Genomic DNA, 15,108 nt, shown 5'->3' on the forward strand with positions numbered 1-15,108 from the left:
GAGTTGAAGAATGGTTTGGTCGATAGGAAACTGGGAGATGCGGGCTTCGGTCCGCCTCTTTTGTGCGGGGCCCGGGACGCAGCCTCGATTCAGCGGCGGGGAAGGCTTATATTCATGGCCATGGCGCGCTCGCGGACACAGGCTGAACCACCCGACGATCTCTCCGCCGTGCTGCGGCGGATCGAGCCGGTGCTTTCCGCGCTTACCGACGAAGTCGCGGGAATGCGGAAGGAGCTTGCCGCCGTGAAGCTGGACGTGGCCGAGCTTAAGGGCCGTGTCAGTTCCACGCCCACCGGCCTGCAACTCATCGCCATCAACTTCACCACCATCATCGCCGTCTTCGGCCTTTCGGTCGCCATGGTCAGCCTGATCCGCTGACGCCTTTCCCTTCCGGCCGCCCTTCCCGCCCCCTATAGTCCGCGCCGGTTTCCCGAGGCGCGGGGGCGCATTGGTTTGAGCATGTTGGGGAAGGTGGCCTCCGTCGGGGGGTTGACGCTGGCGAGCCGGGTGGCGGGGTTCGTGCGGGACGTCGTGACGGCGGCGCTTCTGGGCGCGGGGCCGGTGGCCGACGCCTTCTTCGTCGCCTTCCGGCTGCCCAACCATTTCCGCGCGCTGTTCGCCGAGGGCGCGTTCAACGCCGCCTTCGTGCCCCTTTTCTCCAAGCGCCATGTCGAGGAAGGCGCGGCGGCGGCCAAGCAGTTCGCCGAGCAGGTGCTGGCGGTGCTGCTGGCCGTCCAGCTTCTGCTGCTGGTCGTGTTCGAACTGGCGATGCCGGCCTTCATCCATGTCTTCGCGCCGGGCTTCGTGGACGATCCGGTGCGGTTCGACCTGGCGGTTCTGTTCACCCGCATCACCTTCCCCTATTTGCTGCTGATCTCCATCGTCTCGCTCCTGGGCGGCATCCTGAACAGCCTGGGGCGGTTCTCCGCTGCCGCCGCCGCGCCGATCCTGCTCAATCTCTGCCTGATCGCGGCGCTCTTGTGGCTGAGTCCCCATGTCGCGACGCCGGGCCATGCGCTGGCCTGGGGCGTGCTGGCGGCGGGGGTGGCGCAGTTCGCGCTGCTGGCCTGGGCGGCGCGCCGGGCGGGCATGGCCTTGCGGCTGCCCCTCCCACGGCTGACGCCCGGCATCCGCCGGTTCCTCAAGGTTCTGGGGCCGGCGGCGCTGGGGGCGGGCGTGGTGCAGATCAGCCTGTTCGTCGACACGCTGATCGCCTCCCTGCTGCCCGCCGGGTCCGTCTCCTTCCTCTATTACGCTGACCGGATCAACCAGCTTCCGCTGGGCGTCATCGGCGTCGCGGTCGGCACGGTGCTGCTGCCGGAGCTGTCGCGGCGGCTGAAATCGGGCGACGATGAGGGCGCGTCCTTCCAGCAGAACCGCGCTATCGAGCTGTCGCTGACCCTGACCCTGCCGGCCGCCGCCGCCTTCCTTGTGGCGGCCGGGCCGATCCTGTCGGCCCTGTTCCAGCGCGGCGCGTTCACGGCCGCCGACAGCGCCGCGTCGGCCGCCGCGCTGACCGCCTACGCCATCGGGCTGCCCGCCTTCGTCATCGTCAAAAGCCTGCTGCCGGGCTTCTATGCGCGGGAGGACACAGGCACGCCGGTCCGGATCGCCATCGCCGCCGTGGCGGTGAACATCGCGCTGAAGCTGGCGCTGATCGGGCCGTTCGCCCATGTCGGCATCGCGCTGGGCACCTCCGCCGCCGCCTGGGTCAATGCCGGGCTGCTGGGCTGGACGCTCCATCGGCGCGGGCTGTTCCGGCCCGACGAACGGCTGAAGCGGCGGCTGCCGCGCCTCCTGCTGGCCGTCGCCGGGATGGCAGCGGCGCTGGTGGGGGCGGAGATCCTGCTGTCGCCGCTGTTCGACGGAACGGCGGCCGAGCGCGGGCTGGCGCTGGCGGCGCTGGTCGGCATCGGCGCGGCGGTCTTCGGCGGCCTTGCGCTGGCGCTGGGCGCGGTGCGGCCGAGCGACCTTCGGGGCCTGCGACGGGCGCGCGGCTGAAGCTGTTTCCAGAGGCGGTGGCGCGCCGGGCGGACGCCGCTTATAGTCCCGCCCATGACCGAGACGAACGCCCCCGCGCCCGCCGCCCCGGCCCTCGCCGGCGCCGAAACCGCCCCGTTGGAAACCGGCCCCGCCGCCGGCCCCAGGACCTACTACCTGGTGGACGGTTCCGGCTTCATCTTCCGCGCCTTCCATGCGCTGCCGATGATGAACCGGCGGTCCGACGGGGTGCCGGTCAACGCCGTCTATGGCTACGCCAACATGCTCCTGAAGCTGCTGGCCGACATCAAGGCCGACCATGTCGCGGTCGTGTTCGACGCCTCGCGGGAGAATTTCCGCAACGCCATCTACGCCGACTACAAGGCCAACCGGGCCGAGCCGCCGGAGGAGCTGATCCCGCAATTCCCGCTGATCCGGGAGGCGACGCTCGCCTTCGAGCTGCCGATGGTCGAAAAGGAAGGCTACGAGGCCGACGACCTGATCGCGACATATTGCCGGCTGGCGAAGGAGGAAGGGTCGAAGGTCGTCATCGTCTCCTCCGACAAGGACCTGATGCAGCTCGTCGGCGACGGCGTCACCATGCTGGACCCGATCAAGAACAAGGTGATCGACGAGGCGGAAGTGGTGGAGAAGTTCGGCCTGCCGCCGAAATGCGTCGTCGACATTCAGGCGCTGGCCGGAGACCCGGTGGACAACGTTCCGGGCGTGCCGGGGATCGGGGTCAAGACAGCCGCGCAGCTTATCTCCGATTATGGCGACCTGGACAGCCTGCTGGCCCGGGCGCATGAGATCAAGCAGCCCAAGCGCCGGGAAAGCCTGATCCAGTATGCCGACCAGGCCCGCATCTCCCGCGATCTGGTGCGGCTGGACGCCCATGTCGACGCGCCGCTGGGGCTGGACGGCATGATCGTCGACCCGCCGGACCGGACGCGGCTGGTCGCCTTCCTGGAGGCGCAGGGCTTCCGATCGATCACCGCCCGGGTGCAGGCGGAGCTGGACGGCACGGCCGACACGCCGCCGACGCCCGCCATCGACCCCGCGCCCGTCGTCGCGCCGGGCGAGGGCTCCTATGAGCTGGTCCAGGACGAGGAGTCTCTCAAGGCCTGGATCGATCGCGCGGTGGAGGCCGGGACGGTCGCCTTCGACACGGAGACGAACTCGCTGGACGCCGCCATCTGCGATCTGGTTGGCGTCTCCCTCTCCGTCACGCCCGGGGAAGCCTGCTACATCCCGATCTGCCATGTCGGGGCCGAGAGCCAGGGCGCGCTGGCGCTGGACGGCGAGGCCGCCGCCCAGCCGGCGCCGAAGCAGATCCCGCTGGAGCGCGTGGTGGCGCTGCTGAAGCCGCTGCTGGAGGACCCGTCGGTCCTGAAGGTGGGGCACAATCTGAAATACGACTATCTGGTGCTGGCCCGCCACGGCGTCGACACGCAGCCGGTCGACGACACCATGCTGCTGTCCTACGTGCTGGACGGCGGCGCTCACGGCCACGGGATGGACGAGCTGGCGCAGCTTCATCTGGGCCACAAGACGATCAGCTTTTCCGAACTGTGCGGCACCGGCAAGAAACAGATCACCTTCGACCGGGTGCCGCTGGACAAGGCGCTGGCCTATGCCGCGGAGGATGCCGACGTCACGCTGCGCCTCCACCGGCTGCTGAAGCCGCGCCTGCTGGCGGAGCGGATGACGACGGTCTACGAGACCATCGAGCGGCCGCTGGCCCGCATCGTCGGCCGCATGGAGTTCGAGGGCGTCAGGATCGACCGCCAGGTGCTGGCCGGCCTGTCGGCCGAGTTCGCCGGGCGATTGGCGGCGCTGGAAACCGAGATTCACGGGCTGGCCGGCCGCCCCTTCAATGTCGGATCGCCAAAGCAGCTCGGTGAGGTGCTGTTCGACGAGATGAGCATCCAAGGCGGAAAGAAGGGCAAGACCGGCGCCTACGCGACAGGCTCTGAGATCCTGGAGCCGCTGGCCGTCCAGGGGATCGAAATCGCGCGCAAGGTGCTGGACTGGCGGCAGCTTTCCAAGCTGAAAGGCACCTATACCGACGCGCTCCAGACCCAGATCAACCCGAAGACCGGCCGCGTCCATACCTCCTTCAGCCTCGCGGCGACCAACACCGGCAGGCTGTCCTCGAACGACCCGAACCTCCAGAACATCCCGATCCGGACGGAGGAAGGCCGGAAGATCCGCTACGCCTTCGTGGCGGAGGAAGGCTGCAAGCTGATCTCTGTCGACTACAGCCAGATCGAGCTTCGGCTGGTGGCGGAGATCGCGGGCATCGGCGCGCTGAAGCAGGCTTTCCATGACGGCACGGACATCCATGCGCTGACCGCCAGCCAGGTGTTCGGCGTGCCGCTGGCGGAGATGACGGGGGAGACGAGGCGCAAGGCCAAGGCGATCAATTTCGGGATCATCTACGGCATATCGGCCTTTGGCCTCGCCAACCAGCTCGGCATTCCGCAGAGCGAGGCGTCGGTCTTCATCAAGGCCTATCTGGAGAAATTCTCCGAACTGAAGGTCTGGATGGACGAAACCCGGCGCACGGCGCGGGAGAAGGGCTTCGTCACCACGCTGTTCGGCCGGAAATGCCATGTGCCGGGAATCAAGGACCCGAACCCGGCGCGACGCGGCTTCGCCGAGCGGCAGGCGATCAACGCGCCGATCCAGGGCACGGCGGCCGACATCATCAAGCGCGCCATGGCCCGCCTGCCCGACGCGCTGGAGGAAGCCGGCCTGAAGGCCCGCATGCTGCTCCAGGTCCATGACGAGTTGGTGTTCGAGGCTCCGGAGGCGGAGGCCGAGAAGACGGCCGAGATTGCCCGGCGCGTCATGGAAGCCTCCGCCACCCTCGGCGTGCCCCTGGTCGCCGAAGCCGGCATCGGCGACAACTGGGCCGCCGCGCATTGATGCCGCAAACCTAAAACCACCCTCACCCCCAACCCCCTCTCCCGCAAGCAGGAGAGGGGGCTATTGGACTCCCTCCCCTGCAACGCGGGGGAAGGTCGGGGTGGGGGTAAACCCGCTCACCCCACGCCAACGAGCCAGTCGATAAAAGCGCGGGCGTCAGGGCGGGCGACGGTCTGGGGTGGCGCCATGACGAGGCAGGTGCGGCCATTGTCGAGGAAGCCGAAGGGCGCGACGAGGCGGCCGGCGGCGATGTCGTCCTCGACCAGCGCCGAAGGGCCGATCGCGACGCCCAGCCCGCTGGCGGCGGCCTGAAGCATGAAATAGAAATGCTCGAACCGCTCATCCTCCCGGACCTTCACACCGTCGATTTCGGCGGCCGATAGCCAGTCCTCCCACGCCGAAAGCCGCGTCTCGGTATGCAGGAACCGGCAGCGCGCCAAGTCGCGCGGGTGCCGCAGCCCCACCTCCTCGACCAGTCGCGGATGGCAGACGGGGCCGAAGCTTTCCTTGAGGAACGGAACCGCGACCGCCCCGTCGGGTAGCGGCGTCAGGGAGTTCCGGATCGCCAGATCGACGCCGTCGCGGACGAAGTCGACAGGGCCATGGGCCGCCGACAGCCTTATGTCGACCTCCGGATGCAGGCGCTTGAAGGTCGCCATCCGGGGGATCAGCCACCGCATCATCAGTGTCGCCGGGCAGGACAGCACGAGCCGTGATGGCGCCAGCGTCCCCACCGCGCCGGCGATCAGGCCGAACGCCGCGGTGAGCGAGGGCAGCAGAGCCCGGCCCGGCTCCGTCAGCACGATCCCGCGATGCCGCCGCAGGAACAGGGTCACGCCCAGATGATCCTCCAGCGCCTTCACCTGCCGGCTGACCGCGCCATGGGTCACGCCAAGTTCGTCGGCCGCGCGGGTGAGGCTGGCGTGGCGGGCGGCGGCCTCGAAGGCGCGAAGGGCGTTCAGCGGCGGCAGGCGCATCGGATGGTCTCGTGAGGTTTCCTCACATCATGACGCCCGAAAACTCGTTTGTCAGCCCGCCCCGCCGGACGCTACCCCTTCAGGCCATGAGCGCAACGATCTTCGCCGCCGTCCTGCTGGCGGCCTTCCTTCACGCCACCTGGAACGCGATGGTCAAGGTGTCGGCCGACCGGCTGTCGGCCATGGGGCTGCTGACCCTGACCTCCGGCCTCGCCTCGTTCGCGGCGCTGCCCTTCGTGCCAACCCCCACGGCGGAGGCCTGGCCGTTCCTGGCCGCCTCGGTCTTCATCCACATCCTCTACCGGCTGTGCCTGGTCCGGGCCTACCAGCATGGCGATCTGGGCCATGTCTATCCGATCGCACGCGGCACGGGGCCGCTGATCGTGGTGCTGCTGTCCGCGATGGTGGTCGGCGAGGTGCTGCCTCCGGCGACGCTGGCGGGCGTGCTGATCATCGCGCTGGGCGTTATGGCGCTGGCGCTGCGCGGCGGACCGAAGCTGCTGGAGGAGCCGAGGCCGCTGCTCTACGCATTGGCCACCGGCGGCTGCATCGCCGCCTATACGCTGACCGACGGGCTGGGCGGCCGGGCGAATGACGGGCATGGAGCCGCCTATGTGCTGTGGCTTCTGGCGCTGGACATGCCGATCTTCGTCGCCGCCGTCGCGGTCCGGCGCGGCCGGTCCTTCTGGACCGTGGTCCGGCGGGAATGGGCGCGCGGCGCGGCCGGCGGGATCATGTCCGTGGCCGCCTACGCACTGGCCGTCTGGGCGATGACCCAGGCGCCCCTTGCCGCCGTCGCGGCCCTGCGGGAAACCAGCGTCATCTTCGCCGCCGCGATCGGCACGCTGTTCCTGAAGGAAAGCTTCGGCCGCTGGCGCATCTTGGCCGCGATGATGGTCGCCGGCGGCGTTGTGGCGCTAAGGATGTAGACCGCTTGCCCCTCACCCTCCCGCTTCGCGGGTCCCTCCCTCTCCCCGGAGGGGCGAGGGTGAAAAGGTAGCCCTCGCCCCTCCGGGGAGAGGGTTGGGTGAGGGGCTTTTTCAGGTACCTCGAAATGCCGGCTTCCGTTTCTCCACGAAGGCGGTGACGCCTTCGGCGAAATCCTCCGTGGCGGCGGAGGCGGCGAAGGCGGAGGCTTCGTCGGTGAGCTGGTCGGCCAACGTACGGTCCGCCGAGGCGTTCAGCAGCGCCTTGGTGCGGGCGTAGGCGAGCGTCGGGCCGGCGGCCAGTCGCGCCGCCAGCGCGGCGGCCGTCCCGTCCAGGTCGGCCGCGGGGACGACGCGGTTGACCAGGCCCAGCCGCTCCGCCGTCGCGGCGTCGAAACGGTCGCCCAGCAGCGCGATCTCCATCGCCTTGCGAAGGCCGACAACACGGGGCAGGTGCCAGGTCGCGCCGCCATCGGGGCTGACGCCGATATGGCAGTAGGCAAGCGTCAGCACGGTATCGTTGGCCGCGACGGCCAGGTCGCAGGCGAGCATCAGGCTGACGCCGAACCCCGCTACCGCGCCCCTGACGGCAGCCACCACGGGTTTGGGCATCCGGCGCAGGATCTCCACACTGTCATGGACCTCCCCGATCGTCCGGGCGAAAGCCGCCTGGTCTGCGGCCTTCCCTTCGGCGACCATGCCGGCGAAGGTCCTGATGTCGCCGCCGGCCATGAAATGATCGCCGGCCCCGGTGACGATCACGCAGCGGATGGCCGGATCGGCCTCCGCCCGGCCCAGCGCGTCGCGCAGGCCCAGCGCCATGTCGCGGTCGAGCGCGTTCAGCGCATGGGGGCGGTTGAGGGTGATCGTGGCGACCGCGCCGGCGACGGAGAACAGAACGGCTTCTTCGGGCATCGGCAGTCCCTCACTCATAGCCCGGCAGCGCCGGTTCGTCGTCCAGGAAGAAGTCCGGCAACAGGGGCGCGCCGGGCGTCAGGGCGTAACGGTCGAAATCCGTCACCCTCGCCTCGCGCAACAGGTCCTCATCGATGAAGAAGTTACCGGTGGTCGTCCGCGCGTCGCTGGTGAGGATGCGGTGGGCGGCGTCGGCCACGATCTCCGGCGAGCGGCCGTTCTCCGCCTTCACGCCGGGAATCATGGAAAGCGCCGCCGTGGCGATGATGGTGCGCGGCCACAGCGCGTTGACGGCGACACCGCGATCGGCGAACTCCGCCGCCATGCCGAGCACGCAGAGGCTCATGCCGTATTTCGCGATAGTGTAGGCGACATGGTTCCTGAACCAGCGCGGCGCCAGCGAGAGGGGCGGCGACAGCATCAGGATATGCGGGTTCTCCGCCTTCAGCAGATGGGGCAGGCAGGCCTGGCTGACGGCGAAGGTCCCGCGCGTATTGACCTGGTGCATCAGGTCGAACCGTTTCATCGGCGTCTCCAGCGTCCCGGTCAGGCTGATCGCGCTGGCGTTGTTGACGCAGATGTCGATGCCGCCGAAGGTTTCTACCGTCTTTGAGACGCCGTCGGCGATCTGGGCCTCGTCCCTGATGTCGACGACCAGGGGCAGCGCGCGGCCGCCTGCCTTCTCGATCTCCTCCGCCGCGCTGTGGACGGTGCCGGGAAGCCTCGGGTGCGGGTCGGCCGTCTTCGCGGCCACGGCGACATTGGCGCCGTCGCGCGCGGCGCGCAGGGCGATGGCGAGGCCGATGCCGCGGCTGGCCCCGCTGATGAACAGGGTCTTGCCCCGAAGGCTGGGGTTTTTCGAAGAGTTCATGGGAACGTTATCCTCCACAAAGCATTGCCTTCCGGATAACCCGCCGATGCGATCGACGCCAGCATTCCCCCTTGGGAGAGGCGGTGGCGCGCCCGACCTGATCGCTTGGCGATATCGTGGCGTCATGGCAGGTTGTGGGATTCTCGCTGGAATGTCAGGCCCGCCCGTGAATGCATCAGGAACTTCCGGGATGAACGTCGCCGTGCAAGTAGAATGGCAGCCCCAAATTCCCTGGGCCATCGTATTCAGAGACGCCGGCATCGGCGTTCTGCTGATCGGCATGGATGGCCAGGTCCTGAACGCCAATCCGGCGATCGCCGATTTCCTGGGCTACGACCAGGATGAAATAGTGAGCCGGCGGTTGGCCGACCTGACCCATCCGGGCGACCGGGCGGAGGATGCCCGGCAGATGGGCCGGCTGTCGGCGGGAAAGATCGACACCTACCGGCGGGAGAAGCGCTACCTCCGGAAAGACGGGCGGGCCCGCTGGGGCCGCGTCACCGTTTCGCTGGGCCGCGATCCCGATGGCGGTTCCTTCTTCATCGGCATGATCGAGGATATCGACCGCCGCCGCCGCGCGGAGCACCGGCTGCGCACCATGCTGGACAGCCTGCCTGCCATGGCGGCGGAGATCGATTCCGACGGGCGCTATGTCGACGTCAACCGGGCCTATGAGGAAACGTTCGGGATCGACCGCGACAAGATCCTCGGCCGGCATATCCGGGAGGTGGTGGGCGTCGAAGGTTACAAACACATCGAAACCCATATCCTGGCGGCGCTGGCCGGCAAGCCGGTGACCTACGAGGCGGCGCTGGATCTTGGACTGAAGGGCAACCGGGTGATGCGCGTCACCTACGTTCCCCACCGCACCGAGGCGGGCGATCCGGAAGGATTCTACGTCTTCAGCATGGATGTGACCGACCGGGTGCGGGCCGAACAGGCGCAGGAGCGGGCCGCGGCGCGGGCGGAAGAGCATGCGAGAACGCTGGACGCGGTGGTCGCCGCGGTCGCGGCGGATATCAGCATGCTGGACCGCGACGGCCGCTACCTGTTCGCCAGCGAACGGTCGGCCGAGGCGGCGGGCCGCGGGAACGCGACCGAGCTGGTCGGAGAACGGTTCGACGCGGTCGGGCTGCCCGCGCCGATCGTCGATACGATCGAGAAGACCCTGTCGGAGGCGATCCGCGTCGCCGCGCCCGTCAGCGCGGATTGCGCCGTGGCGACGGCCGATGGATCGCGCCACTACGAATACACCATGGTGCCGGTGCGCAATACCCACGGCGCGGTCGGCGCGGCGGTGGTCACGGCGCGCGACCGGACGCGGCGGAAGCAGGCGGAGAACCAGATCAAGGCTTCGCTCGCGGAGAAGGAGACGCTGCTGAAGGAGGTCCATCACCGCGTGAAGAACAACATGCAGGTGATCATCGGCCTCCTGAACCTGCAATCCCGGTCGATCGTCTATCCCGAAGTCCGCCGCAGCTATGAGGAGTTGAGCAACAGGGTCCGGTCGCTGGGGCTGGTCCACCAGATGCTGTGCGAGGGCGACTCGCTGGCGCGGATAGACATGGCCGACTATATCCGCCGCCTGTCCAGCCACCTGATCAGGCTCTACGCCACCGGCGATGCTCCGTCGGTGAGCTTCAACCTGTCTTCGGTGGGGCTGGATATGGACCGGGCGGTGCCGCTGGGGCTGGTCTTCAACGAAATACTGACCAACGCCCTCACCCACGCCTTCCCGCCGGACGCCGGGATAAAGGACGGCCGACTGGCGATCTCCCTCGACCGGTCCGGCGGCCGCGCGCTGCTGAAGGTGGCCGACAACGGCGTCGGCGTGTCGCCGGACATCGACCCGGCGACCTCTGCCTCGCTGGGGCTGAAGCTGACGCAACTGCTGGCGGGGCAGGTGGATGGCGAAGTCGCTTTCGCCCCCGGTGAGGAGAAAGCCTCGCGACCCGGCTGCACCGTCATCATCTCCTGGCCCGATACCGGCAGCCGATAGCAGAGGACACGGGCCATCATTTATGGTTAACATGGAGCGGGGAGAGGTTCGCCAGTATTCCATTGGAGCCGGCGATGAAATCCAGGCTGAAATTCATTTATAATGAAATTCTGATCCCCTATTCTCCGGACAGTATTTCCTATCAGCTCAGATACTTCAAACACCATAAACGGATCTGCGACTACAGATTCCCGAAGAAATTCTCGGAGAAGATATTTCACAGGATGAGATATCCTTCCCCCGTCCTGGCGAGGCTGTCGGACAAGCTTCTCGCCAGGGACTATATCGGGAGCATTATCGGCACCGATCATCTTGTGCCGCTGATCGGGATCTATTCACACTTAACCGCCGACGATCTGGAGAAGATGGAAGGCGGCTTCGTGATCAAGGCCAATCACGGCTCCGGCCATGTCAGGGTCGTGAAGGACGGGCGCGCGGAGGACCTGGCGGCCATCGCCCGAGAAGCCAACGCCTGGCTGGATGAGGATTTCTCCGCCCGGCACGGCGAGAGGCACTACAAGGCCATTGTCCCGATGCTCATCGTGGAGGAGGCGCTCCTGGAGGATGGCGCGTCTCCCGCCGACTACAAATGCCACATCTTCAATCCCGGCCCGTCCGAACCGCCCTTCGTCTATGTCCAGGTGATCCGTGGCCGCTTCGGCCGGCAGCGGGAGGACATCTATCTGGAATCCTGGACGCCCGCCCCCTTCAGGAACGTCGATCATGACCAGAACGAAGGATACGGCGTCGACGGCAAGCCCGCCCTGTTCGACGAGATGATCGGGCTGGCCAAGCGGCTCGCCGGCCCCTTCGGCTATTGCCGCGTGGATTGCTACCTCCATGCGGACAGGATCTTCATCGGAGAACTGACCTTCACACCGGCGGCCGGCATGACCAGGTTCGACCCGCCCGAATGGGACCTGCTGCTGGGCCGGAAGTTCGGCTGGCCGGAAGCCGCCTGGACGGGCGATCCGGCCGTCGCCGGCGCACCAGCGGCGTCGTGAGAGAAGCCCGGATGGCATGGTCAAACCGGGACTGCACGAGACCGCTCCCATATGCTATAGAGCCGGCGTCGCGCCCGTAGCTCAGCAGGATAGAGCACAGGATTCCTAATCCTGGGGTCGTGGGTTCGAATCCCGCCGGGCGTACCAGTCTCCCCCTAAGGCCGCGCAGCCAGCACGCCCATGATGTCGCCGTCGTGCGGAGCGCCCAGTATGTGGATGTGGTGCCACAGCGCGTAGTAGGTGAGCCGCCAGCAGGCAAGCAACGCGGTCTTCCCGCCGCCCTTGAAGACCTCCCGCACCGCGTCCGGCCGGCATAGCTCCGCGACGCCGGGCTGGGCGGCCACCAGCGGCCCCAGCCGGTCGGCGCGGCCGGCGATCCAGTCGCGCACCGGCACGGTGAAGCCGCGCTTCTTCGAGAAGGGCTCGGCCTGCGGGCACACGCCCTCCAGCCAGCGCTTCAGGATGTACTTCCCGGCCTTGCCACGCAGCTTCAGCCCATCGGGCAGATGGAAGGCGAAGCGCGCCATCTCAGGATCGACGAAGGGCACCCGCCCCTCGACGCCGTGCCACATCAGGTTCCGGTCCAGCTTCAGCAGCAGATCGTCGGGCAGCCAGGTGGAGATATCCTCCCACTGCGCCCGCTGGAGACGCGTCTGCCGCCAGTCCGTCTTCAGCCTCTGCCGGTCGCGCGGCGATGCGACGCCGCCGCGGGTCAGCCCCAGGCGAGACAGCAGCCCGTCGCCCCGCCGGACAGGCTTTGGGAGCAGCAGGCGGGAGGCCGAACGGTAGCGGCCATAGCCGGCGAACATCTCATCCCCGCCCTCCCCGGTCAGCACGACCTTCACATCCTCTCTGGCCCGGCGGGCGAGAAGCCAGGTCGGCACGGCGGCGTAGTCGGCCACCGGATCGTCCGACGCGGCCACCATCTCCGGCAGATGGGACCAGAACATCTCCTCCGTCACCGGCACGTCGACGAACTCCGCGCCCAGCGCATCGGCGACCCGGTGGGCCTGGTCGCGCTCATCGGCGACGCTGGCGCCGGGGAAGCCGGCCGCATAGGCGCGGACCGGCCGGTCGAGCAGCCGCGCCATCGCCGCCAGGACAGCGGAGGAATCGACGCCGCCGGACAGGAAAAGCCCGAACGGGACGTCGGACCGCTGGTGAAGCTCGACGCTACCGAACCAGGCCTTCTCCAGCGCCTCCAGCGTCGCCGGCTCATCGGCATGGGGCGGCTCGCGGTCGGCCAGCGGCCGGAGGCGGCGGCGTTCGACGATCCGGCCGCCTTCGACGACGACCGTCTCGCCCGGCGCGATCCGTTCGACGCTCTCATAGATCGTCGTCCCGCCTTCGACCATCTGGGTGTCGATGACCTCCAGCGCCTTGGAGGGCTGGACGCTGGGGGAGAGGAGGCCGGCGCCGATGAAGGCGCGGGGTTCCGAGGCGAAGGCGAGGCCGGCCGGGGTTTCCGCCACATAGAGCGGCTTGATCCCGAACGGATCGCGGGCCAGCACCAGCCGGCCGGCGGCGGGATCGTAGAGGGCGAGAGCGTACATGCCGCGCAGATGGCGCGCGAAATCCAGCCCGTGCCGGCGGTAGAGGGCGAGGATCACCTCGCAATCCGAACCGGTGCGGAAGGCGTAGTCGGGGAAGTCACGCCGAAGCTCGATGTAATTGTAGATCTCGCCATTAGCGACCAGCACCTCCCCGCCGGGGCCATGGAGGGGCTGAGCGCCGTCGTCGAGGCCGATGATCGAAAGCCTGGTATGGGCGAGGCCGACATGATCGTCGGCGAAGCGGCCATCGCCGTCGGGACCGCGATGGGCCAGCGCCCTGCCGAGCGCATCGAGCGCGGCCGCGTCGACGCCGCCCCGCGTCGAGGCCATGATTCCGGCGATTCCACACATGCCTGTTCAATCCCTCGCCGGCATGACCGTCTTCAAATGAAAGCCTCAGACCAGCCGCTTGATCATCAGGAAATCCGTTCGACCACCCATATAGTCATCCACCTGGCCGGATAAAACATAGCCGTGACGTTCGTAGAAGGGCCGGGCCTGGAAATCCATGGTTTCCAGCCGGACGCCGACGCAGCCCCGCACCCGCGCCTCCGTCTCCGCTGCCTCCAGCAGCCCGCGACCAAGGCCCCGGCCGCGATGGGAGTCGTCGATCCAGAGCAGATCGACCTGAAGCCACCGCCGCGACGTTTCGCCAACCAGACCGCCCACGACCCGGCCGCCTTCCCTGGCGAACACGCAGAGCTTCCGCCGGCCGGCCGCGCCAATGAAGGGCCTGTTATGGGCGCTCAACCCCTCGAACACCGCGCGGTGGTCCTCCTCGCGCGGGGCGTCCGTGATGTCGAGTTCGATCGAGGCCATCGCCATCCCTCTCACAAACGTCGCCCTCTCCCCTTGTGGGAGAGGGAGGGGCCCGACCGCGGAGCGGGCGGGAGGGTGCGGGGGTTGGCCGGCACGAAACAACCAAAAACACCCCTCACCCAACCCTCTCCCACAGGGGAGAGGGCCAATATGTCACAGCGTCGCCAGGCGCTCCGCCAGGAGGTCGAAATAGCGCGGACGGTCGAGCGCGGTGATGAAGCGGGCGTTCTTCGGCCAGTCGGTGACGCGCCACCAATCGACCACGGTCGCGCCCATGGTCAGTTCCGACTGGGTCTCCACCTTCACGCCGCATTCCCTTCCTTCGAACCATTCGGGATGGAGCAGGTAGGCGATGACGCAGGGATCGTGCAGCGGCCCGCCCTCCCCGCCATATTTCTCCGTATCGAATCGTTCGAAATAATCGACCAGCCCGGCGACCGCGACCGTGACCGGGGTGCCGGCGGTCCGGAGGCCGTCCAGCCAGGCCCGGCTGATCAGCGCCTTATGGGTGACGTCCAGCGGCAGGATCGTCGCCGGCGCGCCGCTGTCGAGCACGATCGAGGCGGCGTGGGGATCGACATAGATGTTGAATTCCGCCATCGGCGTGATATTGCCGGCCTCGAAATACCCGCCGCCCATCAGCACGATCTCCCGGATCTTCGGCACGATCCGAGGCTCCTTGACGATCGCCGCCGCGATGTTGGTCAGCGGCCCCAGCGGGCAGAGCGTGATCTCCCCGTCGCCGGCCGCCATCAGCGTGTCGACCATCCAGTCGACGGCGTGGCCGTCGGCGAGGCCCAGCGCCGGATCGGGAAGGTCCGCCCCATCCAGCCCGGTCCTGCCATGGACATGTTCGGCGGTTACCAGGGGCCGGAGCATAGGCCGTGCGCAGCCGGCCCGCACCGGCACCTCCGGCCGGCCGCCCAGTTCCCGGATCTTCAGCGCGTTCAGCGTCGTCAGGGGCAGCGGCACGTTGCCGGCGACGGTGGTGAGGCCGAGGACCTTCAGCTCCGGGGATGCGAAGGCCAGCAGTATCGCCACGGCATCGTCCTGGCCGGGGTCGGTATCGATGATGATCGGGCGCGGATCGCTGGCCATGGGAAGTCTCTTCAGAATCGGAAAGTCGGGAACGG

General features: G+C 68.1%; 12 protein-coding genes and 1 tRNA gene. 7 read left to right on the forward strand and 6 right to left on the reverse strand.

Annotation, left to right across the window (positions count from 1 at the left end; genetic code table 11):
- The first annotated feature begins 114 nt into the window (after positions 1-114).
- The 3 genes from AAFN89_RS16530 (at position 115) to polA (ending at position 4,911) form a co-directional block, all read left to right on the forward strand.
- The gene (locus AAFN89_RS16530) at positions 115-378 is read left to right on the forward strand and encodes a hypothetical protein (protein ID WP_347540275.1); all 264 of its coding nucleotides are present in this window, start codon (positions 115-117) and stop codon (positions 376-378) included.
- Positions 379-471: 93 nt separating this feature from the next.
- On the forward strand, positions 472-2,001 hold the full coding sequence (gene murJ / locus AAFN89_RS16535) for a murein biosynthesis integral membrane protein MurJ (RefSeq protein WP_347540276.1): 1,530 nt from the start codon (positions 472-474) through the stop codon (positions 1,999-2,001).
- Positions 2,002-2,055: 54 nt separating this feature from the next.
- Positions 2,056-4,911: a DNA polymerase I gene (polA, locus tag AAFN89_RS16540; protein WP_347540277.1), complete on the forward strand. Its 2,856-nt coding sequence runs from the start codon at positions 2,056-2,058 to the stop codon at positions 4,909-4,911.
- A gap of 116 nt (positions 4,912-5,027) precedes the next feature.
- Here the strand turns inward: polA and AAFN89_RS16545 are convergent, their stop codons facing one another.
- Entirely contained in the window at positions 5,028-5,888 is an 861-nt protein-coding gene (locus AAFN89_RS16545; protein ID WP_347540278.1) for a LysR substrate-binding domain-containing protein, read from the reverse strand.
- Positions 5,889-5,974: 86 nt separating this feature from the next.
- On the opposite strand from AAFN89_RS16545, the gene AAFN89_RS16550 reads away from it, so the two are divergent.
- Complete coding sequence (locus tag AAFN89_RS16550) at positions 5,975-6,817, forward strand: EamA family transporter (protein ID WP_347540279.1); 843 nt, start codon at positions 5,975-5,977, stop codon at positions 6,815-6,817.
- A 111-nt stretch (positions 6,818-6,928) separates the two neighbouring features.
- Here the strand turns inward: AAFN89_RS16550 and AAFN89_RS16555 are convergent, their stop codons facing one another.
- Positions 6,929-7,729 (reverse strand): enoyl-CoA hydratase-related protein, encoded by an 801-nt coding sequence (locus AAFN89_RS16555; protein ID WP_347540280.1) that lies wholly within the window; start codon positions 7,727-7,729, stop codon positions 6,929-6,931.
- Between the two features lie 10 nt (positions 7,730-7,739).
- Positions 7,740-8,600 (reverse strand): NAD(P)-dependent oxidoreductase, encoded by an 861-nt coding sequence (locus AAFN89_RS16560; protein ID WP_347540281.1) that lies wholly within the window; start codon positions 8,598-8,600, stop codon positions 7,740-7,742.
- Between the two features lie 190 nt (positions 8,601-8,790).
- On the opposite strand from AAFN89_RS16560, the gene AAFN89_RS16565 reads away from it, so the two are divergent.
- The 3 genes from AAFN89_RS16565 to AAFN89_RS16575 all read left to right on the forward strand — a co-directional run bounded on the left by AAFN89_RS16565 (position 8,791) and on the right by AAFN89_RS16575 (position 11,750).
- Positions 8,791-10,599: a PAS domain S-box protein gene (locus AAFN89_RS16565; protein ID WP_347540282.1), complete on the forward strand. Its 1,809-nt coding sequence runs from the start codon at positions 8,791-8,793 to the stop codon at positions 10,597-10,599.
- A 74-nt stretch (positions 10,600-10,673) separates the two neighbouring features.
- Complete coding sequence (locus AAFN89_RS16570; RefSeq protein ID WP_347540283.1) at positions 10,674-11,603, forward strand: ATP-grasp fold amidoligase family protein; 930 nt, start codon at positions 10,674-10,676, stop codon at positions 11,601-11,603.
- Positions 11,604-11,673: 70 nt separating this feature from the next.
- Positions 11,674-11,750: transfer RNA gene (locus AAFN89_RS16575), tRNA-Arg, on the forward strand.
- Between the two features lie 8 nt (positions 11,751-11,758).
- Here the strand turns inward: AAFN89_RS16575 and asnB are convergent.
- The 3 genes from asnB to AAFN89_RS16590 all read right to left on the reverse strand — a co-directional run bounded on the left by asnB (position 11,759) and on the right by AAFN89_RS16590 (position 15,073).
- Positions 11,759-13,507 carry an asparagine synthase (glutamine-hydrolyzing) gene (gene asnB / locus AAFN89_RS16580; protein WP_347540284.1) on the reverse strand — a complete coding sequence of 583 codons (1,749 nt, stop codon included), beginning with the start codon at positions 13,505-13,507 and terminating at the stop codon, positions 11,759-11,761.
- Between the two features lie 45 nt (positions 13,508-13,552).
- Positions 13,553-13,975, reverse strand: a complete 423-nt coding sequence (locus tag AAFN89_RS16585) for a GNAT family N-acetyltransferase (protein WP_347540288.1) — start codon at positions 13,973-13,975, stop codon at positions 13,553-13,555.
- A 153-nt stretch (positions 13,976-14,128) separates the two neighbouring features.
- Positions 14,129-15,073 (reverse strand): nucleoside hydrolase, encoded by a 945-nt coding sequence (locus AAFN89_RS16590; RefSeq protein WP_347540289.1) that lies wholly within the window; start codon positions 15,071-15,073, stop codon positions 14,129-14,131.
- Positions 15,074-15,108 lie beyond the last annotated feature (35 nt).

Origin of the sequence: Inquilinus sp. CAU 1745 (assembly GCF_039839375.1) — a bacterium.
Taxonomy (GTDB): Bacteria; Pseudomonadota; Alphaproteobacteria; order DSM-16000; family Inquilinaceae; genus JBDOQU01.

Coding starts and splice junctions, on each gene's coding strand:
- AAFN89_RS16560 (WP_347540281.1), bottom strand. CDS start 8,600: ATGAACTCTTCGAAAAACCCCAGCCTTCGGGGCAAGACCCTGTTCATC.
- asnB (WP_347540284.1), bottom strand. CDS start 13,507: ATGTGTGGAATCGCCGGAATCATGGCCTCGACGCGGGGCGGCGTCGAC.
- AAFN89_RS16570 (WP_347540283.1), top strand. CDS start 10,674: ATGAAATCCAGGCTGAAATTCATTTATAATGAAATTCTGATCCCCTAT.
- AAFN89_RS16590 (WP_347540289.1), bottom strand. CDS start 15,073: ATGGCCAGCGATCCGCGCCCGATCATCATCGATACCGACCCCGGCCAG.
- AAFN89_RS16555 (WP_347540280.1), bottom strand. CDS start 7,729: ATGCCCGAAGAAGCCGTTCTGTTCTCCGTCGCCGGCGCGGTCGCCACG.
- AAFN89_RS16565 (WP_347540282.1), top strand. CDS start 8,791: ATGAACGTCGCCGTGCAAGTAGAATGGCAGCCCCAAATTCCCTGGGCC.
- AAFN89_RS16550 (WP_347540279.1), top strand. CDS start 5,975: ATGAGCGCAACGATCTTCGCCGCCGTCCTGCTGGCGGCCTTCCTTCAC.
- AAFN89_RS16585 (WP_347540288.1), bottom strand. CDS start 13,975: ATGGCCTCGATCGAACTCGACATCACGGACGCCCCGCGCGAGGAGGAC.
- polA (WP_347540277.1), top strand. CDS start 2,056: ATGACCGAGACGAACGCCCCCGCGCCCGCCGCCCCGGCCCTCGCCGGC.
- AAFN89_RS16530 (WP_347540275.1), top strand. CDS start 115: ATGGCCATGGCGCGCTCGCGGACACAGGCTGAACCACCCGACGATCTC.
- AAFN89_RS16545 (WP_347540278.1), bottom strand. CDS start 5,888: ATGCGCCTGCCGCCGCTGAACGCCCTTCGCGCCTTCGAGGCCGCCGCC.